At 57.8% G+C, this 18982-nt stretch carries 15 protein-coding genes; 9 read left to right on the forward strand and 6 right to left on the reverse strand.

Annotated features, from left to right (window positions below):
- The first annotated feature begins 5 nt into the window (after window positions 1-5).
- Genes APH27_RS06770 through APH27_RS06785 form a run of 4 tightly spaced genes read left to right on the forward strand, consistent with a single transcriptional unit; the run spans window position 6 to window position 10152 of the window.
- Window positions 6-1673, forward strand: coding sequence for a hypothetical protein (locus tag APH27_RS06770; RefSeq protein ID WP_156335860.1), 1668 nt, complete (start codon window positions 6-8; stop codon window positions 1671-1673).
- Window positions 1670-3559 (forward strand): hypothetical protein, encoded by a 1890-nt coding sequence (locus tag APH27_RS06775; RefSeq protein ID WP_060484365.1) that lies wholly within the window; start codon window positions 1670-1672, stop codon window positions 3557-3559. Before APH27_RS06770 ends, APH27_RS06775 begins: the two co-directional genes overlap by 4 nt.
- Window positions 3560-4594 (forward strand): hypothetical protein, encoded by a 1035-nt coding sequence (locus APH27_RS06780; protein WP_060484366.1) that lies wholly within the window; start codon window positions 3560-3562, stop codon window positions 4592-4594.
- A complete protein-coding gene (locus APH27_RS06785; protein WP_060484367.1) occupies window positions 4594-10152 on the forward strand; it encodes a DEAD/DEAH box helicase in 5559 nt (1852 codons plus the stop codon). The genes APH27_RS06780 and APH27_RS06785 overlap by 1 nt, the downstream gene beginning before the upstream one ends.
- 1006 nt (window positions 10153-11158) lie before the next feature.
- On the opposite strand, the gene APH27_RS25705 is transcribed toward APH27_RS06785, so the two are convergent.
- Window positions 11159-11779, reverse strand: coding sequence for a DUF6088 family protein (locus APH27_RS25705; protein ID WP_256250560.1), 621 nt, complete (start codon window positions 11777-11779; stop codon window positions 11159-11161).
- A gap of 456 nt (window positions 11780-12235) precedes the next feature.
- The gene (locus APH27_RS26800) at window positions 12236-12688 is read right to left on the reverse strand and encodes a hypothetical protein (RefSeq protein ID WP_060484369.1); all 453 of its coding nucleotides are present in this window, start codon (window positions 12686-12688) and stop codon (window positions 12236-12238) included.
- 84 nt (window positions 12689-12772) lie between these two features.
- Here APH27_RS26800 and APH27_RS06800 point away from each other — a divergent pair, with 84 nt between their 5' ends.
- From APH27_RS06800 to APH27_RS26560, 3 genes are all read left to right on the forward strand, one after another.
- Window positions 12773-13090, forward strand: a complete 318-nt coding sequence (locus APH27_RS06800; RefSeq protein WP_060484370.1) for a helix-turn-helix domain-containing protein — start codon at window positions 12773-12775, stop codon at window positions 13088-13090.
- A gap of 314 nt (window positions 13091-13404) precedes the next feature.
- On the forward strand, window positions 13405-14388 hold the full coding sequence (locus APH27_RS06805; RefSeq protein WP_060484371.1) for a DNA-binding protein: 984 nt from the start codon (window positions 13405-13407) through the stop codon (window positions 14386-14388).
- A gap of 56 nt (window positions 14389-14444) precedes the next feature.
- A complete protein-coding gene (locus APH27_RS26560; RefSeq protein WP_177331652.1) occupies window positions 14445-14615 on the forward strand; it encodes a DUF6021 family protein in 171 nt (56 codons plus the stop codon).
- 46 nt (window positions 14616-14661) lie between these two features.
- Here APH27_RS26560 and APH27_RS06810 read toward each other — a convergent pair whose 3' ends face one another.
- Window positions 14662-14913 carry a hypothetical protein gene (locus tag APH27_RS06810; protein WP_027917294.1) on the reverse strand — a complete coding sequence of 84 codons (252 nt, stop codon included), beginning with the start codon at window positions 14911-14913 and terminating at the stop codon, window positions 14662-14664.
- Between the two features lie 24 nt (window positions 14914-14937).
- The gene (locus tag APH27_RS06815) at window positions 14938-15438 is read right to left on the reverse strand and encodes a DUF4142 domain-containing protein (protein ID WP_027917295.1); all 501 of its coding nucleotides are present in this window, start codon (window positions 15436-15438) and stop codon (window positions 14938-14940) included.
- Between the two features lie 162 nt (window positions 15439-15600).
- Here APH27_RS06815 and APH27_RS06820 point away from each other — a divergent pair, with 162 nt between their 5' ends.
- Window positions 15601-17166, forward strand: coding sequence for a sensor domain-containing diguanylate cyclase (locus tag APH27_RS06820; RefSeq protein WP_060484372.1), 1566 nt, complete (start codon window positions 15601-15603; stop codon window positions 17164-17166).
- Between the two features lie 4 nt (window positions 17167-17170).
- On the opposite strand, the gene APH27_RS06825 is transcribed toward APH27_RS06820, so the two are convergent.
- Entirely contained in the window at window positions 17171-17677 is a 507-nt protein-coding gene (locus APH27_RS06825; protein ID WP_060484373.1) for a GNAT family N-acetyltransferase, read from the reverse strand.
- A 109-nt stretch (window positions 17678-17786) separates the two neighbouring features.
- On the opposite strand from APH27_RS06825, the gene dksA reads away from it, so the two are divergent.
- Window positions 17787-18194 carry an RNA polymerase-binding protein DksA gene (gene dksA, locus APH27_RS06830; protein ID WP_060484374.1) on the forward strand — a complete coding sequence of 136 codons (408 nt, stop codon included), beginning with the start codon at window positions 17787-17789 and terminating at the stop codon, window positions 18192-18194.
- On the opposite strand, the gene APH27_RS06835 is transcribed toward dksA, so the two are convergent.
- Window positions 18191-18904 carry an MgtC/SapB family protein gene (locus APH27_RS06835; RefSeq protein ID WP_027917299.1) on the reverse strand — a complete coding sequence of 238 codons (714 nt, stop codon included), beginning with the start codon at window positions 18902-18904 and terminating at the stop codon, window positions 18191-18193. The genes dksA and APH27_RS06835 overlap by 4 nt on opposite strands.
- Window positions 18905-18982: the final 78 nt, after the last annotated feature.

An 18982-nucleotide genomic window follows, 5' to 3' on the forward strand; every position in this document is an offset into this window, starting at 1 on the left:
CGGCCGTGCACTATGCCGTTAACACGATAACCAACCAGATCGAGACAGCAGACCAGGCGACGGCCAAGCGCAGTTACAAGTGTCCGATCTGTCGCGCCAAAGTATTGCTCCGCGCCGGAAACAAGCAGAAAAGGTGTTTTGCCCACTGGCCAGGCTTTGGCTCAGCACGGTGCGAAAACTTTGTGCCTGGTCTCCACGGACCGAACGGTGCCGGACTCGCATTGGCGGCGCGACCCATGCGCAGCATGGAGTTACGACTGAAAATCGAGCGAGGGAAAAACCGCGCTGCATGGTATCTGGAACTGACGCTACCGCCATGTCGATCTTGCCAGGCGACTGTCACGCTCGACGTCGGCAATGGCATGCTTCAGGAGATCGACATGCGTGGCATGTCGACAGGTCGCCGCGTGACCGCAGAACTGTCCCAAGAGAGTTTCCGGATCGTATCCTTTCAGGGCAAGCCTGATCGGCACTTCGTCGAGGGCGTGGAGCGAGCCTGCCAAGGGCTCCCTACATTCGGAGCTGCCGTGTTCACGGCTTCCGGCGGTGATGGTGCGGCAGGCTTCCCCCGGGCGCATGAGCTTCGAAAGTCAGGTACATATGCACTGCTGTGGAAGGCACCTGACCTCCTGAAAATTCCTGAAGAACTGGTACCCGACAAATTTGTCTGCCGCCAGGGCTGGAATCTGGCGTTAGTCACGTTGCCTGCAGCGCCGTCGAGCATCTGTGCTGAATGGCTGGAGTCCTTGACGGGCTTAACCGTCAGCGGCTCGACGCCAAGTATTTCAGTTACCTGGCCGTTCTTAACTCGCAGTTCAAGTTTGAATTCCACTGAATGCTCCGCCTCTGCCGCGCTCATTGTAGCTGCCAAGGGAATGCCGCTTGGGCAGAACGACGCCGGCCCCATCATGCTGTTGCGTGGCGGTCAACAGCGGTTATTTGCAACTGGGGTGGAGCGGGATACGGCATTGTTTGCCCTAGTACCGGACAGCCTTCAGCAGTTTTGCGTGGCCAAAGCCGGGGCGGATGATATTGAGAAACTTCTGTCTACGACGTTCCTGGTTGACACTGTGGCCGACTTGCCGGCAGTGGAAATGGCGTTTACCAACCCCGCTGGTATACGCCTGGTAGTGCCCTTCGGCAGGGATCGCTGCAAGGACTATCTCAAGTTGGCCAGGCAGAACCAGATGAAACTGGAGTACATGGCTCTCCCTCCAGGCGCAGGTGGTTTGCTTTACGCAGCGCGAGCTTCGACCGGCATCCAGTACGAACTGTCTACCAGCGACCTGGGCGCGCCCCATTGCCCGGATCAGCGCCTGCTATTTCCTGAACTGCAGGCAACCCTTATTGATTGCCTAACAGATGCAACATGCCACGTCGACCTCGACTTTGGAGGATTCGGCAGGTTGCGTCTGAACGGCTGCGAGCCGCGCATTTCAGATGTCGTCGCCCCAGCTCTGGGGGCGGAAATTCGCTTGAGAGTACGGAGCTTTATCTCACAATTGCAAAACTGCACGCCGATCTGCGTTGACGCCGACGATGCTCAACTTGTGCGCGCGATCGGCACTATCAATCCACAACCCGCGCTCATCCCGCATTACCGTGCCCTGATCAGGGACGTGATCGCCTGCGGTTTTGAGATCAAACCAACAGGGAAAAGTGTCTCGCCATGAGTTATCACTACAGCCAGGAGGCAAGAGTTCGAATCTCGGCGCTCGAACAACAGTATCTGACCGATTTCATTGAGGAAGTCCCGCATAGCTATCGGAAATCCTCCTATAGCCGCCTAGCCGCGATTGACGGTTTTCGCAGCGGCTCGCCAGCAGAGTTCAAAGCGAAACAGAAACGACTCATTAGTCATCTTTTGCATCCACAAGGCGGCGCGAAAGGTGAAACCGATTGGAAGACTTTCGCCAACTTCTGGGTAGCGTGGGCGAGACACCATCTGCATAGCGACTTCCCCGCAGGCGACAAATTGCCGTCCGCTGATGACGCCGGCCCTCTTTTTCTCACCGACCTTGTAGAGCGGTTCCCGGATGCCCCGCGCGAGATGGTAGAGCGATTGATGGTGTTCAGTGGGTTCGCTGATCACGACGATAACCAAATAATGCTGGGCAAATTCCGGCCCGCGTCGACGGTGGCGCGTGATCGACTGCTTGACGCCTTACCGAATCGTGTCGGAATGATTGAGGACAGTATTGAGGTCCTGCAAGCCGATACTGAGGAGGCTGCCGCGGCGATTGAGTCCTTGCGTTCTAAGGTCGAGTACTTAATCCAGGACGTGACTGATGTCAGCGATCGCGCAGTACACTCGACGAATGACTTGGTCGAACTGCACGCCCTGACGGAGCGGCTGCTTGCCGCTGATGAGCAACTGGCTTCGACGCTTAGAGCATTGAAAGAGAATGCTCAGCACGCAGATGCAACGGCCAAAGCAGCCGATGAGCACGCGCGATCGTTGCGCGAGGCGGTTGAAGTATTGGCTCGCCGAGCAGACGGCTGGGATGAGGCAGTGGTGAAGTTGGTTGCTATCGGCGACCAGCTTGGCGCGCTCGCCGCACGTGAAAAAGCATGGGTCGAGACCACTGAAGCGGTTGTGCGACTGTCTGAGCGCCAAGAAGCAATGCAAAGCAACCTCGGCACTGCGCGCAACAACACGCCCCCCACGTCGCAGATTCGCCTGTTCGAGTTAGAGGCGCAGGGCCCGGTTGTCGAGATCCACAGCGTAGAGACTGCGTGTGAGCTGATCTCGAACAACTTACAAGCTTGCAGTGTTGTCAAGGGCGCAGCGCAGACTGTTGCCCGGCAAATCTTGGCTGCCCTAGCTGCCGGACAGTTGATCCAATTTTCCGGATCCTTGGCGGACGTGGCGGCCGACGCTGTGGCAGCGGCCGTGGGCGGGCCAGTTTGTCATGAGTGGCGTGTGCCTGTTGGTTTGGTGTCGGATGAGGCCGCGGCAGAATGCCTGGATTTAGTGGGCGATACTTCGGATTGCCTAACTCTGAAAGGGGCCAATCGCTCCGCTTTCGAAGTGTACGGCTCCACCGTTCGCGATGCGATCACCCGCCGTCAGTTGGGCTTGTCAGCCTATCCCCGCCTTGCACTGATCGCTTCTTGGGCGCAGGGCCCTGCAGCGTTTCCCGAAGGTGGCACCCTTGCCGAACTCGGCCCGGTCTTCGACACCGACGTGCTGCCGATGCGTGGGGTGACCTCCCGCGTGATAGGTCTAAAGTACGGCCACCTTATGTGCGATTCATGGGATCAGCTTGAGGGTTTTGCCAGCGATATCTCTGGCAGTCTCGTTTCGGAATTGAAGGCGCTGATCAAGGAGGCGGACTTCCAGCCGGGCAATTTGTGGAAACGATGCGCTGAACGGATTTACCTCCGCATCCGGGCCGCACCGGGTGGTAGCGAAGCCGAGGACCTGCACGCCATGTTGATGCATTGGGCGCTGCCCTGGGCAAAAGCCACCGGCGGCCCCATCGCCGATTTGACTCGCCTGGCGGAGCAGATCATTGCGCAGTACCAGGTCGAAACGGCCGACCTAGAGGGCGCCTAGATGAAATGGCAGGCGGTGTCCCCAGACGAGGCACAAAAAATCGTGGCCATCGGCCTGGGTTGCACCAGCCAAGGCGAAGGCCTGAGGCTTGCCGCCATCGCAGAGTGTCTACGATCTGCTTGTCTACTGTGCTCGATGCCTACAGATGGACGTGGGGCATGGACGCCTGCCGCATCGCTCAGTCTGACCAGCCTGGTCCGCAAGCATCTGTCGCCGATGTGGCCAGACATACTGGAGGACGCAGATTCCAAGCCAGGGGTACTGAGCGTCCTGGAAAGCCTAGGTCAGATAGGCGATTTGGCCCGGGTCGAAAAAGGGTGGCTGCCTCCTCCGCCTCGCGCAATCAGAGCGCTGGAGGGCAACGCCGTCGTGCTGGGTGGGGGGCCGTCACCGCGCTTCCCGGGCGGCACCAAAACCCAGGCATTCGGGCGTGTACGTGTAGTTCCGACCTCGCTCTGCGAGGGGTGGGTTGATGTGAGCGATCCAGGCGACTGGATCGGTGCGCCCATCGAGGGTTTAGCCGACTGGTCTTCACGCTTTATGCTGCAAGCGACCAAACGCTTCATCCCGTGCCCTGAGGCGCAAGAACCCGTATCGGTGTACCTACAGGGACGTTGGGTTGAGCTGGCATCCCACCCCAATGCCTCAGGCCAACTGTTGGGCAGGTTCCCCACCGGGGCCACTGTCAATTATTTTATCGGTAGGTTTCAGTCCGGCCGGCTTCAACAGTTGGCTTCAATTGAAGCCGCCGATGTTCGCCGCCTGCGTTTCCAGTTGGATCTTCAGGCTGGCCGCCCTTACACGATGGAAACAGAAACGTCGCCACGTTTCGTAACGCTGAGATCGTATCGCCGACTCCCACCAGAGCAGGAGAAAGCGCTGTTGCTGGGTTGGGAGTTACCCAAAGCCGAGGGTGAACATCCTGGGCTGAAAATCCACGTCATACCTGTCGAGACATTCCCCATCGTACGCCTTGCGCTTGAGGGACTGGGCATTGTTTTGGTCGAGCGCAAACGGGCGCAAGGAGGGATCTGATGAGTAACACGTCGATGACCGCAGAGGCGGCCGGGGTCCACGAGACCGCCAAGAGCCTAGCTGAAAGCCTGCGGCAATATATCGAAGCGCAATACCATATCCGCGATGAAGGACTGGTCAGAGAACGGCACGCCTTACTGCGAGCTAATGAAACGATCGCACAGACCCCCTACGTCGAGGCCACTCAGGTATACAAAACAGGTGAGACCTACACGAATTTGGCCATACCAGCAGCAGCGGCTTCGGCATTGAGTAACCTCTCGGCGATGGGATTGGGTCTCTATCCTCGCCCGTACGAACACCAGTCGCAGGCACTTACTGCATTCTTGGGTGAGGATGCGGCGGATTTGGTCATCGCCACTGGCACGGGCTCAGGAAAAACCGAGAGCTTTCTCATGCCAGTCATTGGCTCGTTGGCGGTGGAGGGGGCCGAGCGCCCCACCTGCGCCGCAATGCCAGGTTGCAGGGCCATGCTCCTGTACCCCATGAACGCCTTGGTCAACGATCAATTGGCGCGAATCCGTCGCATTTTCGGCGACACCGATGCCGCGGGCATCCTCCGGCAAGACCGGCCATTCCCCATTCGATTTGGTAGCTACACGGGACGCACGCCTTATCCGGGTAAGCGGGACAGTGGCCGCGATGAGCGCTTTATCAAGCCGCTGTTCGAGCAGTTCTATCAGAAAGTCGCCAAAATCCCTTCAGTGCAGGGCGAACTGGCGCGGATCGGACGCTGGCCGAGTAAGGATCTGGTTGGCTTTTATGACGATGACTCGGTGCAGACCAAGACATGGGCTTCAGGTAAGCGGCAAGGCAAACAGTTCATCTCGAAAAATTGGAAGGGTCGCCTGCTTACTCAATCCGGCGACCGCGAGCTGATGACACGTGACGAGATGCAGGTGCGATGCCCCGAGCTCTTGATCACCAACTATTCCATGCTCGAATACATGCTAATGCGCCCCATTGAGCGCGATATCTTCGAGCAGACCAAGGACTGGCTGAAAACTGACGTTCGCAACGAGTTTATCCTGGTCCTGGACGAGGCGCACATGTACCGCGGAGCAGGTGGCGCTGAGGTAGCGCTGCTGATCCGTCGGCTGTGTGCCCGCCTGGACATTCCACGCGAGCGTATGCGCTGCATTCTCACTAGTGCCAGCTTAGGAAGCGAGGATACTGCAGTTGCTAATGGAGAGCGATTTGCCCGTGATTTGACGGGTTTACTTGATACCTCCCCGCGCCAAATCCGAGTGATTCAAGGTACTCATGAACCACGATCCCTTGATCGCAACGTCACCAATTTGCACGTGCGGGCGCTGGCTTCCTTGGATCTGCCTGCATTTCAGCGAGTGGCGAACGACCTCCCGGCGGCGACCCAAGCGCTGAACGACCTGGCTCAAAAGCTCGGCTGGCCCACGTTCCAAGGCACGCTACACACTGCGCTGCGTGACTGGCTATTTAATAACCTGACCGGCTTCGCCCCCTTGGAAAAGCTGATCGAGTTGGTGTCAGGTAAAGCGGAAAAACTCGATGACCTGGGCAGAAAGCTATTTGATGAAGCTCCGTTAGCAACTGCGGATAAAGCCACCGATGCATTGCTAGCGTTGGGCAGCCATGCTCAACGACACACAGACGGCCGAGTATTGTTGCCGACCCGACTGCACCTGTTTCATCGAGGTTTACCGGGACTTTATGCATGCGTTGATCCCGGCTGTACCAGTCGACAAGGCGAGCACCAAGGCCCAACCATCTTGGGTCGCTTGCACACCAAACCCTCCACACAATGTAGCTGCGAGTCAAAGGGACGTGTTTTTGAGTTTCTGACCCACCGCGATTGCGGTGCTGCCTTCATTCGCGGCTACGTGAACGAAGACATGGATTTCGTTTGGCATCAACCCAATGGTCCATTCTCCGAAGCGGGTACAGCGGCACTGATGCCGGTGGACATTTTCGTCGAGGAAACGACTCACCCACGAAGCCGCCATCGCGACAAGTGGCTGCATATTTCGACGGGCATCATGAGCTCCACCAGCCAAGAAGGTGTTGAAGGATTTCGCAGGGTTCGAGTGCCGGATAAGCCACCGGCTGGCGAGGCCATTACGTTCGACAATTGTCCCGTTTGCACGCGAAAGGTCCGCAACGGTAGGGATGAACCCTCAAAGATCATGGACCACATCACCAAGGGGGAGGCACCGTTCACTACCTTGGTTCGTACTCAGATGGCCAGACAGCCAGAGAGCAGGGTAGTGGACGCCCGTCACCCCAACGGCGGACGAAAAGTTCTGATCTTTTCGGACGGTCGGCAGAAAGCGGCCCGCTTGGCGAGGGACATTCCACGCGATATCGAACTGGATGTGTTTCGCCAAGCGATAGCCTTGGCCTGTCATAAACTGCGCGACATTTCTCGTGAACCGCGGCCTACGCAAGTGCTTTACACCGGCTTCTTAGCTGTTCTCACCGAGTTCGACTTGCCGCTGTTTGATGGAATTGATGCACGCAAGGTTGCCGACGCCATTGCGGTTTACAAACGCGATTGCGACGCTGACTTGGAAGAGGCACTTCAACAGAACGGCCTGCCCCCAGAACTGCCGCCACGTTACCGCGTTGCCTTGCTCAAGCTACTGTGTAGCAGTTACTACTCTCTGACGGGTACAACCATTGGCTATGTCGAGCCAGTCGAGGCCAAACGTAAAAAAATAAAGCAGGATCTTAGTGCAGCGGGCATTTCGCTCGCGGATGAAGATCTGCGAGCGCTCGCGATTGGCTGGATAGAAACGCTACTGCAGGAATTTGCGTTTGATAAATCAATTGATCGCTACCTACGTTATAAAGCGGCAGGCTACGTAAAATCACCGTGGGGCAGCACCGGTATGTTTGACAAGGCGCTGAGAGAGGGGCTAGCGGCCCACTTACCCGGCAGTCTGTCGGCGCTTGAAACTATCGAGGCAACTTTCCGCAACCATCTTGCAGACGAGGAAAACGGCACGTGGTTCCTTTCGCCCAACTCAATTAGCCTGATCATAGACCTTGAGCACGTTTGGGCTCAGTGTGGCCAATGTACCGCAGTCTCGCCACTTGCGCTGGCCGGCAGAATTTGTCTCGCATGCGGGAGTGATCGTGCCACGCGTGTGGATCCTGCTACGAGTGAGTACTTATCTGCTCGCAAGGGGCTTTGGCGCGAACCGGTCCGCGAAGCCCTACAGCCGGGGGCCAGGCTCACCAATCTCAACGTGGAAGAACATACAGCTCAGTTGTCGAATCGCGATCGCAGCAAGGTTCATGCGACAACAGAGCTTTATGAACTGAGGTTCCAAGACGTTCTAATTGATGCCAAGGATCGTCCGATCGATGTGCTCAGTTGCACGACCACGATGGAGGTAGGCGTCGACATAGGCTCTTTAGTTGCGGTTGCACTACGAAACGTGCCCCCTCAACGCGAAAATTACCAGCAGCGCGCGGGGCGGGCTGGGCGCCGTGGTTCCTCTGTTTCCACAGTGGTCACCTACTCGCAGAACGGGCCTCATGACAGCCACTACTTCCTCAATCCGCGGCATATCGTTTCCGGACCGCCGCGAACGCCAGAAATCAAGGTGGACAATGAGAAAATAGCCCGTCGTCATGTTCATGCATACCTTTTCCAGACATTCTTTCACGAAGTCATGGCGAAAAATCCGTTGGTATCTAAGCCCAAGACCGCGCTTCTGGAAAAGGCGCTGGGCTCGACCCATGATTTCTTTTTCGCCGGCACTGACTCCGGGCTCAATCTGGAGCGATTCAAGTCTTGGGTTTCAAGCAAGCTCCTCCAAGATAGCGCGCCATTAAAAAGCTCGGTCCTGGCCTGGTTGCCGCCGAATCTCGATACGCAAGGTCTGACCTTGGCGGAATGGCTGGAGGACACTGCGAGCGCGCTGATGCACAAGCTGCATGAGTTGGCGGCACAGTTACCGCAACGAGTGATCAATGAGCAAGATCAAGGTGAAGCGGCGGCGGATGATGCCCATGACGATGAGAGTAAGGCTTCCACATCTGAAATAGAACAAAAGGAACTGCTCGAGTTTTTGTTCCACCATAGTTTGCTACCCACGTATGCGTTTCCCACAGATTTGTGCAGTTTCCTGGTAGAAAACATTGCTAGGGTCAATGGCATGCCGGAAATTCAGACGGTTCAACGTCCGCAACAATCTATTTCAAAAGCGCTGAGCGAATATGCACCGGGGCGGCTCATAGTCATCGATCGGCATACCTATCGATCGGGCGGTGTATTCGCTGACCTGCCCGGAAATGTGATCAACCGCGCTGCGGCACTGTTCAAAAAGGCTAAGCGCCATGTTCACTGCAAGACCTGCTCCTTCGTGCGGAACCCAAACTCAGCGGTGGGAAGTCATGGACCATGCCCTGTTTGCGGTGGCGAGTTGGTTACGGAGACGATGATTCTTCCGGAAGTGTTCGGTCCGGAAAATGCAGATGATCTACCGGAGAACGATCGTGAGCAGGAGATCACCTTCGCCACCATGGCCCAATTCCCGCAGCCCGTTAACCCGGATGAATTGACGTTCCAAACCTGCGGGCCGAAAGCCAGTTTTACCCATGCGACAAACCAGACTTTGGTGACGGTCAACCGGGGTCTCGAGGGCGCCGAGTTGGGTGGCTTCTCGGTGTGTGTTGAATGTGGTCACGCATCGGTGTTCGATCGCAACGCTCATGTCGGCGCTCATGAGCGCCCTTACAAGCTGCTGAGCCAGAAAGGCACGCGAGATCTATGCTCCGGTAGGTTTGAGAGGGTCTTGCTTGGTCACGATTTCAAGACCGACTTGCTGTTACTGAGGTTGAAGGTAGAAGCGCCACTGGTCAGCAAGACCGCCGAGGTCGTAGTACTGCACATCCTTGAAGATGCCTTGCATTCTATCGCGGAGGCGCTGCGATTGGCAGCAAGCCGTCACCCGCAACTAGACCTCGATCCATCTGAGTTCGGTTCTGGCTTCAGAATCGACCCTGGTGTGCAGGGTGAGGCACGGATACTGGAAGTATTCCTCTACGACACCCTATCGGGAGGAGCAGGTTACGCAGAAATTGCCGCTAGACACATCACCGAGATCCTCAAGGAAACTTGTAAACTGTTGGAGAACTGCGACTGCGAAACGTCTTGTACCGAATGTCTCAATCACTTCCATAATCAACATTTGCAGCATCGGCTCGACAGAAATCTCGGTGCAATGTTGTTGAGGTATGCAGTGGATGGTACTGAGCCTCGTTGTGCATCCTTGGATAAGCAGTGGCATACACTGTCGCAACTGCGCGCAAGCCTTGAGCTTGACGGTTTCCAGTGCTTCTTCAACGCAGTAGAGGCGGTACCGATGCTGGTACAGCGAAACGGTCGCAGTTTAGCTGTCCGCTGTTTCCCAGGGCTCATCCATACCCCCGCTCTTGCACATACCGTGGCTACAGCGGAGAACGTCAATGGCCACCTAGCTCTGAATGAGTATTTGCTCAGATCAGATATGCCCGGTGCGCATCAGAAAGTTAAGGCTTTGCTTGAAGGAAGCACACCCCTGAAGCGCTAATGAGATCGTAAGGATCAGGATCAACTGGCCACCTTAGAGGTGGTCAGTTGATCCCATTAAACGTAGCATCCTTTCTACGCTGTAAATCCAATTTAAGAGCTGTAATCTGCACGCGCGCGCCGGTTAGCTCACGTTGACACATTTCGAGCTGCCTCTTGCAGAGGTCGGTCACCGCTTAATTGCTGTACCGCCCGGCCGCCTCGCCGGCGGTGTATACCACAAAGAAGCCACTAATTAAGACGGAGACGAATACTCCGAAGACTTTCGCTAGGTTAGGTGCCGAAGGGCTGAGCACGTCGGCTGTGGCGCGCAACTGGCCATCCCGCTGAAGAAATCAACGAGTTCACGTTTGGCTTGATGCTTAATGACCTGAAGGGGCAGGTTGAGATGACGACACATCCCTCGTTCCTTCGACGACGCACTTTGGTCAAGGGTGAGCGGACCGGTTGCTACTCTGGATCTCCTAGTTGTGCGCGAAGCCTGTCTAACTGGACGTCGAGGTTACTTTTGTATCGGCCCTCTGTCACGCTACGACGTGCTGAGCCTGCCCGCGTGTCTAATTGCTTGATCTATTTCCCAATACGCGTTAGTCGCCATCGCGAAAAAATCATCTTGAGACAACAAGCCCAACTCGTCCTTAGACAATTGGGAATCCTCCTCAAACAAATTGGAAGTCCTTCGTTCTTGTTTGAGATACGCTAGGGTGGCAAAGAAGCAGGACTCGCATAAGTGCACCTCGTAACGCGAGCCATCATGAGAAGCACCGTAGCCCCAACGCGTTTCGAGTCTCACATATTAGAAATTACCGTCAACCAGCCGGGCACTAACACCGCATACATCACAAAGGACATCTGTCACTGCGTCGATTTCAACTCGGCCAAAGATCTTCATAGTCCCACCTCAATCGCGGCATTTACTCAGCATAAAATGGAGCGGATCATATGTTAGGCTTACTAAGCATTACGCCTACTGAGCAGCTTTTGATTGCTCCAGACATCCGTCGCACTCACCTCATCCCTGCGGAGGTTCGAGTCCCAACCTTTGCGGAGCAGGCCAATGCCGACAGCATCCACCTAGGCATCGTGCAGGCCATCAGCTTGTTCAACTCCTCGGCATTCAACGAGTTGACTACCTTACTCAAAACATCCTCAGTCAGCCCTTCTTTCCCAACATAAAACAAAGCGGTCAGGGCTACCCCTACCTGGGTGCCAGCGTACTGGAGTCGTTGACGAGATGCATGATGCAATCGAACCACCGCGTTTCCGATCTTAATTTCACGCGTCGGTCCACTGGTGTAATAAGTTGGCACAACCTGCATCTGGGTGCTTAGTCCCAGCCGGCGTACAGCTTCTATGCCATGTATCTGGATAGTTTCGCCTCTTGCCTTTGTGATGGCCTCCATTACTGAAATGGGGTTAGCCCGAATTTTCCTACCCGTGTACTTGCTGCGCTTGGGGCGCATGTAGACGCCGCGAAAAACGCGTTCTAGTGAGCCGCTGAGCACCAGTCGAGACAGCGCCTGGCCTACCGAAACGCGTGAGCCCGCATGCGCAAAAACAGCGCCAGCAAACGGCTTACCTTTGGGCATGTGTTTGATACGATTGGAGATATACGCTGCGACAGATATGGCTGAGCCGGTCCGCCCAGAAATCCATTGGTTAGGTGGGTGGACGCGTGAAGCACGGTTTGCGGTGTGAGGAGTTTTCGGAGGTTTCATCACTGTGCTAGTCACCGCTTCTATTCTGGCGAGCCCCATAGTTTCGACTAGTCCGGCTCAGTCACCGTCTTCCTGTTACATGCAGCGCTCCCTGAGCACTCCCTGCGAGAATGCCCTTTGGCTCGTAATGCCGACCAGCAGCTTCGGCTTTGGCAAGAAACCTTCCCTGGAATTGAGCACGAGGACTGGATTCTAAAGTAGCCCTGGCCTCTTGAATCAACTGCTCTATAGCCTTCCATTTCTCGGTCTTCACTTTGCGTCGTCCCTTCATGGCTCCTCCGCTATGGATGCATGAGATCTGGCCCACAAGCGAACCGTGGAGTTCTTTGCTCGTTGGCTTACGCATTACTCATGCCGATGAGCAACCTATCGCCGAAGGTCGCGCTCTTCCGAAAACAAGGTGCAGATTGGAGCCAAGTTTTTATCAAGATCGTCTCTCAATGAATAGATGGCTCCACTTGCCACTTGATAGAAGAGGCAATGCGATCCGTCCATCGGATCTGCGACGATTGTCACCGTTACAAGCGGCTCCATAAGCCAGGTGGGTTGCCCATTGACATGAGGTGGTGTGACCAACTGAACCTGCTCTACCCACAGGCGGTCGGACTGCGCATCGATGAACTGCTTGAGTTCGTGTGCGTGGTACATCATGAACATGCTGGCAAAATTCTCACGTCCAGACCTATGCACGACCTGCATATAAAACCAAGGCATCAACAGTTCCTGCTCAACATAGCTCCACAGTCGCTGCCCTGCGGGAGACGCTGGCTCATCGGGAAGATCAAAGGCTATTTCGGCACGCGGGTAGGTTGTGAACATAGCAGCCCCCAAAAATGAACACTATAGATTGTAGCTCTATAGGATTCGATAGCGCTTCATCGTTCCTTTTGTGGAAACGGCAAATTGGAACTCAGCATCGCGTTCGGCCAGGCGCTCAAAAAGGTCCGAAGCAGTAGAAATCTCACGCAAGAAGATTTCTCTACAGTAAGCAGCCGCACGTACCTCAGCTCTCTGGAGCGGGGCCTGAAAAGCCCAACTCTGGAGAAAATCGATCAGATTGCGGGAGCGTTGGGCGTGCACCCCCTCACCATCCTTGTGGCCGCCTACGTTGACAGGGACGAGCTTCAGGACGTTGATCGTCTCTTCCAGAAAATCAGAATCGAGCTGATTGAAGTAAGCTCTTCTGATTCAGCATCAAAGAGAAAACAGCGAGGGGTGTAGCTTCTTCGCAAGCCTGATCCGTCCGGAGCAAGAGAAAAGGCACCTAGCGCCTCGAGTCCTGAGTTCTATCCGAGCTTATCTTCGCCTGGGCTGGTCCCAGCACGGGCTGGCTAGGGCCTCATCAATCATTGACGATTTTTTCTCCAAGAGTTCGCACGCTGGACGACCCTTTCTCCAAGAATTACCATCTTCGACGACTTAAACTCCACGATTTACCTCCCGCCCGGTTAAAATCCGCCCCAAAACCCGCTGAATTCTCCAAGAATCACCTCCATGCGGGGTATGTATCATGTTACGAAATCGTAGGAGCAAGCATGGCCCGGGGCGGTATCAACAAGGCAGTAGTGCAGCAGGCGCGGCAAGTGCTGATTGCCCGGGGTGAGTACCCCAGCATCGATGCAGTACGTATCGAGTTGGGCAATACAGGTTCGAAGACGACTATTCATCGCTACCTGAAAGAACTGGAAGGGCATAAGCCAGCCGCCCTGCAAGGCCAGGCTGCGCTCAGCGATTCGCTGACCAGGCTGGTATCGCAATTGGCCGCACAGGTACAGGAGGAGGGGGACGCACGGGTCGAGCAGGCCGAAGCCGTGTTCCACGAACAGCGCGAGCAGCTGGAGGCGCAGTTGCAACTGGCACAGCAGGCACTGGCAGCCGCTCACCAGCAACAGCAGATCCAGGCTGCTGCGTTGGCTGCCGAATCGGAGCGCCTGGCGACCGCCCTGAACTCGCTTCAGGCCGAGCAGTTGCGCAGCGCCAGCTTGAACCAGTCACTGGGTGAATTGCAGGTGCGTCTGACCGACAAGGATGAACAGGTGCGCTCGCTGGAAGACAAGCATCGCCATGCCCGTGAAGCACTGGAGCATTACCGCAGCGCCAGCCGCGAACAGCGCGAGCAGGACCAGCGCCGCCACGAAGCGCAGACCCAACAGTTGCAAGTGGAGCTGCGCCAGCTGCAACAGGGCCTGATCGTCAAGCAGGACGAGCTGACACGCCTGCACCGCGACAATGAGCGAATGCTCGGCGAGCACCGTCAGGTCAGCGGCGAATGCAAGGCATTGAACGAACTGGTCGAGCAGCGCGAAGCGCAGATCCAGGGTTTGCGCACGATTCTCGCGCAAGCCCAGGGCGCCAGCGATGAGATGCGTCGGCAGCTGCAGGCGCAAACGCAAATCCTGGAAGACAAACGAGGCCTGTGTGCCGAGCAGGGCAGGCAGTTGCAGCACCTGCAGGACGAACTGTTGAAACGCGACGACGCACTGCAGGCCTGTCGCGTACAGCTCGCTGCAAGCAATTGAATCAAACTTCCCGAGGTATCTGCGTTCTTCCATAGACACTCCCGGGAGAGCGCAACATGAACAAGCCAGAGCAACATCGACAGGGGCCACATTCTTCAGAGCAGGCCAACCGGAAGGATGACCTCGGTTTCGACCCTGACTCACCGGACCTGGACGATCCGCAAGTCGATCCGCAAGGGCCGGCGAAGCCGCCAAGGGACGATGAGAAGGCCAAGAGCAAGCACTGATGCGGGCTACCCCATCGCCGCTAGGCCGGCGATGGGGCGCTGCACCTCAACTCTCCAGTTGCTTGGCTGCCTCGACTCCGGCCGATGACAGCTTGACCGGATAGCTCATGCTGATCTGGTGATCAGCGTCAACCGCCACTGCGCCGTCCTGGATCAGGCCGTGTTCCTGCAGCGTCTTGAGCATGCCGGCCACGGCCTTTTCGCCGCGGTAGTTGTCCAGCAACTCCTTGCCCAGCCCTTGTGGGTGGGCGTGTAGCAGTCGGGTGAGGATTTCGCTTCGCAATGCATCGTTAGTCATGTGTGGCCTCGTGTCGTGGGTCGGTCACTTGCCGTGGGTGGCCTGGAGTGCCTTGGCCTGCTCCAGGTGATGTTCCAGGGTCGGCAGGGTTTCGCTGGCAAAGGCTTTCAGCTCAGGCTTGTCTGAGGAAGCCGCTTCCTTCTTGAACAGCTCCACGGCTTTCTCGTGGGCGTCGACCTGGTTGTTGACGTACGACTTGTCGAACGACTCGTCGCGCCATTCGAGGATCATCTTCTTCACTTTATCGGTCAGTGCGGCCTCGTCCGGCACGCTTATATCCAGTTTGCGGGCGATGTCGCCGAGTTTCTGGTTGGCCTTGGTGTGGTCGGTGACCATCTGCTGGGCGAAGGTCTTGATCTCGGCATTCTGGCTTTTTTCCATGGCCAGGTTGCCGGTGACCGTCTCGGCGATCCCGGCCTCTGTGGCGGCCTCGACAAAATCATCGGAAGTGGCGGCCAGGGCCTGCAGCGATGCCATGCCCAGTACCAGCGACAACCCGGCGCGTTTGATGAACAGATTGCTCATGCCTGACTCCTTGTAACCGTTGGCGCGACCTCAGTGTCGCGTACGGTTGAGCCGTGCCCGGCGGCAAAGGTTTCGTTTTTCTTGTCGCCGGGCGACCACCGTGAGGCACCTCGGCGCTGAACTATAGTCATAGGTGGCATACGCTTGAGGGCAAGGACTTCCATGGGTGCGGCCAGAAAGCAGGACGAGGACGCGCTGTTCACAGTGAGCGGCGAGGGGCGTGCCGTGGCGCTGTTCCGCTTGGTGCTGTCGTTCATGGCCGTGGTGATGCTGGTGTTCGTGCTGGTCGAAGGCTGGCGTACCTGGCGTGACTACCGGCTCGCTTTCAGCGCTGCTGAAAACATGGTCACCAACCTGGCCAGGGCTACCAGCCAGCATGCCGAAGATGCCATACGCCAGGTGGATGCAATTACCGCAGCACTGGCCGAGCGCCTGGAGGGTGACGGCTTCGACCACCTGGACCGCCGCCGCTTGCATGCACTGCTGGCCCAGCAGATGGCGATCATGCCGCAGCTGCACGGTTTGTTCGTCTACGGGCCGGACGGCAGTTGGCTCGTGACCGATCGCGACGCGATCCCGCCCAATGCGAACAATGCTGACCGCGACTACTTCATCTTTCATCGTAACCATACCGATCGCAGCGTGCACATCGGCTCGGTTGTGCGCAGCCGCACCACCGGTGACCTGGTCATCCCCATCTCGCGCCGGCTCGACAACCGCGATGGCAGCTTCGCCGGGGTGTTGCTCGGTACCATCAAGGTTGACTGGTTCGTGCGCTACTACGGCAATTTCAAGATCGATGAACGTGGCGCGTTGGTACTGGCCAAGCGCGATGGCACCATTCTGGTCCGACGGCCGTTCGTGGCGAAGGTGGTGGGGCGCAGCCTGACCAACAGCGAAGTGTTCCGCAATCACCTGCCTTATACCAACGAAGGCCTGGCCGAAGCGGTGGCGGTGATTGACGGCACCCCGCGCCTGTATGCCTACCGGGCATTGTCGAGCTACCCCCTGGTGGTGGAGGCGGGCTTGTCACGGGAATCGATCATCGCGCCCTGGCGGCACGATGTGATCAAATCGGTCGCGGTACTGTTGCTGCTACTGGTCGGCCTGGCCGCGTTCGGGTGGGTGGTGCTGCGCCAGTTGCGCGAGCGCATCGCCATCGAGCGGGCGCTGCACCAGGCGCACCAGACCCTCAAGTCGCTGGCACTGACTGACAGCCTGACCGGGCTCGGCAATCGCCGGCGCCTGGATGCGGTGTTCGAGGCCGAGTTCAAGCGGGCCCGGCGCCAGGGCTACCCGATCGCGCTGGTGATGCTCGACCTGGATTACTTCAAGCTGTACAACGATCGCTATGGTCATCCCGCCGGGGATCAGTGCCTGCGGCGCTTTACCGAGTTGTTGAAAACGGCACTTAAGCGCCCGGCAGACCTGGCGGTACGCTACGGCGGCGAAGAGTTCACCTTGTTGCTGCCTGACACCGATAAGCCTGGCGCCGAGCTGGTCGTCGAGGACATCATGCAGGCACTGCGTCGGCAGGCAATCGTGCATGCCGCGAGCCCGTTGGGGCGGGTGTCGACCAGCGCCGGGATTGCCGTAGGCCATCCGTCGCGTGATGCCATCACACCGGAAAGCCTGATGGCGGCGGCCGACGCTGCGTTGTACCAGGCCAAGCGGCAAGGGCGCGACGGTTACACGGTGGCAGCGGCCATGGCGGAACGTACCGAGTGAGCGGTCAGGCCAACGGCAGGCGCATTGCGCAGCGCCCTGTTAAACCATGCGCGCGCTCTGTGGCCAGAATGCCCTGCAACCTTGCCCCGAGTTGCGGTTGATCGAGCACTTCGAAGCCGTATCGCGCATAGAAGGGGCCATTCCAGGGCACTTGCGCAAAGGTGGTCAAGGTTACCTCCTGCGCCCCCTGATGCCGCGCTTGGGCACACGCCCGGTCCAGCAATTGCCTGCCGATGCCTTGCCCTTGTGAAGCCAAGCGAACCGAAAGCTCGTGAATGTGCAATGCCTGGCCTTCCAGGCGCAGGCACACAAAGCCCAGGACCTGCCCCTGGTCATCCTCGGCCAAGCAGCTGCCTTGGCAGTCTATGAAGGCCTTGTGCGCCTTTTCGTCCAGCCCCTCGGCACGTGCCAGCCAGGCCAGATCGGGCAGCCGCACGAACGCGTGTGCGGCGGATCGCTCGACGGCAATCAGCTCGGCGATGTCATCGGGCTGGGCGGGGCGTATGCGCATTGAATGTCCTCCATGGGCTGGCAATAGTCTGCGGCGAGATGAGTGGGGGTTGCAATGAGCGTGTTATAACGTAACATTTATTGTTTCCAAGCCACGCGAGACTGCCTTGATGACTGAAGAGGAACTGCTGCGTCAGGCGCCTGCAGCCTACATGAACGAGGTTCAACAGCAATTTTTCCGCACCCTGTTGCTTGGCCAGCGCTTCGACCTGCAAGCCCGTATCGATGTGGACTTCCAAAGCTTGCGCGAGCAGGAAGTGCACAGCGACCCGGCCGACATCGGCAGCGCCGAAGAGGAACGGCAGTGGCGGCTGCGCTCACTGGAGCGGGAGAAGAAGCTGCTCGACAAGATCGACCAGGCGCTGGAGCGCCTGGCCCGTGGCGAATATGGCTGGTGCGAGGAAACCGGCGAGCCGATCGGCCTGCGCCGCCTGCTGCTGCGCCCCACGGCAACGCTGTGCATCGAAGCCAAGGAGCGCCAGGAACAGAAGGAGCGCCACCTGCGCGATGAGCGTTAGTCCGCTGCCAGTACCTGTGGCTGCAACTGCCAGCGCACCGAGCTTACGCCTTTTTCCAGGCTCACCCGGCTGACCAGGCGTTCCAGTTGCGCAGGGGCCTGCGGGTTACCGAGCAGTTCGGCGCGCACTTCCAGGCGTGCCGGGTTGGCCAGGTCCTCGCTGTGCAGCGATTGCAGGCGCAGTTGCGGGTCGCCCAGGCTGTGAAGCATCAGGCTGCGTACCTGGATTTCATCCTCGGCACGGCAGATGATGCGCACTTCGTAGTGCTGTTCGACCTCGTTGGCCGGCAGGACTTCCTGGCGATCGAGACGCTGGGCAATGTCGCGCAGCAGGATGTTGGCACACAGCACCATCAAGCTGCCCAGGGCCGCTTCCAGCAACAGCCCGAGGCTGCACAGCACGCCGACGGCAGCGGTGCACCAGAGGGTCGCGGCGGTGTTCAGGCCGCGCACGTTGAAACCGTCGCGCATGATGACCCCGCCACCGAGAAAACCGATACCCGACACCACGTAAGCGGCAACCCGGGAGGCGTCGGTAGGGGCCATGCCCGGTACTGCCTGGGTCATCAGCACGAACAGGCAGGCACCGGTGCTGACCAGCGCGTTGGTGCGCAGCCCGGTAAGGCGCTGGCGCAGTTGGCGCTCGGCACCGATCAGGGCGCCCAGCAGCAGGGCAATGCCGACGCGCAGCAGAAAGACTTTCCAATCCATAGCAAACCTCTTTCACGGGCACACGCCCGCACGGTTGAATAACCAGAAAATGCGCAGGACCACGAAAGGGAAAGCGGG

The sequence above is a fragment of the Pseudomonas sp. NBRC 111123 genome, assembly GCF_001320205.1.
Taxonomy (GTDB): domain Bacteria; phylum Pseudomonadota; class Gammaproteobacteria; order Pseudomonadales; family Pseudomonadaceae; genus Aquipseudomonas; species Aquipseudomonas putida_J.

What these genes read in the sequence shown, in the direction of transcription:
- APH27_RS06775 (WP_060484365.1), top strand. Translation starts at nt 1,670, where the DNA reads ATGAGTTATCACTACAGCCAGGAGGCAAGAGTTCGAATCTCGGCGCTC.
- APH27_RS06780 (WP_060484366.1), top strand. Translation starts at nt 3,560, where the DNA reads ATGAAATGGCAGGCGGTGTCCCCAGACGAGGCACAAAAAATCGTGGCC.
- APH27_RS06785 (WP_060484367.1), top strand. Translation starts at nt 4,594, where the DNA reads ATGAGTAACACGTCGATGACCGCAGAGGCGGCCGGGGTCCACGAGACC.
- APH27_RS26800 (WP_060484369.1), bottom strand. Translation starts at nt 12,688, where the DNA reads ATGTTCACAACCTACCCGCGTGCCGAAATAGCCTTTGATCTTCCCGAT.
- APH27_RS06805 (WP_060484371.1), top strand. Translation starts at nt 13,405, where the DNA reads ATGGCCCGGGGCGGTATCAACAAGGCAGTAGTGCAGCAGGCGCGGCAA.
- APH27_RS26560 (WP_177331652.1), top strand. Translation starts at nt 14,445, where the DNA reads ATGAACAAGCCAGAGCAACATCGACAGGGGCCACATTCTTCAGAGCAG.
- APH27_RS06810 (WP_027917294.1), bottom strand. Translation starts at nt 14,913, where the DNA reads ATGACTAACGATGCATTGCGAAGCGAAATCCTCACCCGACTGCTACAC.
- APH27_RS06815 (WP_027917295.1), bottom strand. Translation starts at nt 15,438, where the DNA reads ATGAGCAATCTGTTCATCAAACGCGCCGGGTTGTCGCTGGTACTGGGC.
- APH27_RS06820 (WP_060484372.1), top strand. Translation starts at nt 15,601, where the DNA reads ATGGGTGCGGCCAGAAAGCAGGACGAGGACGCGCTGTTCACAGTGAGC.
- APH27_RS06825 (WP_060484373.1), bottom strand. Translation starts at nt 17,677, where the DNA reads ATGCGCATACGCCCCGCCCAGCCCGATGACATCGCCGAGCTGATTGCC.
- dksA (WP_060484374.1), top strand. Translation starts at nt 17,787, where the DNA reads ATGACTGAAGAGGAACTGCTGCGTCAGGCGCCTGCAGCCTACATGAAC.
- APH27_RS06835 (WP_027917299.1), bottom strand. Translation starts at nt 18,904, where the DNA reads ATGGATTGGAAAGTCTTTCTGCTGCGCGTCGGCATTGCCCTGCTGCTG.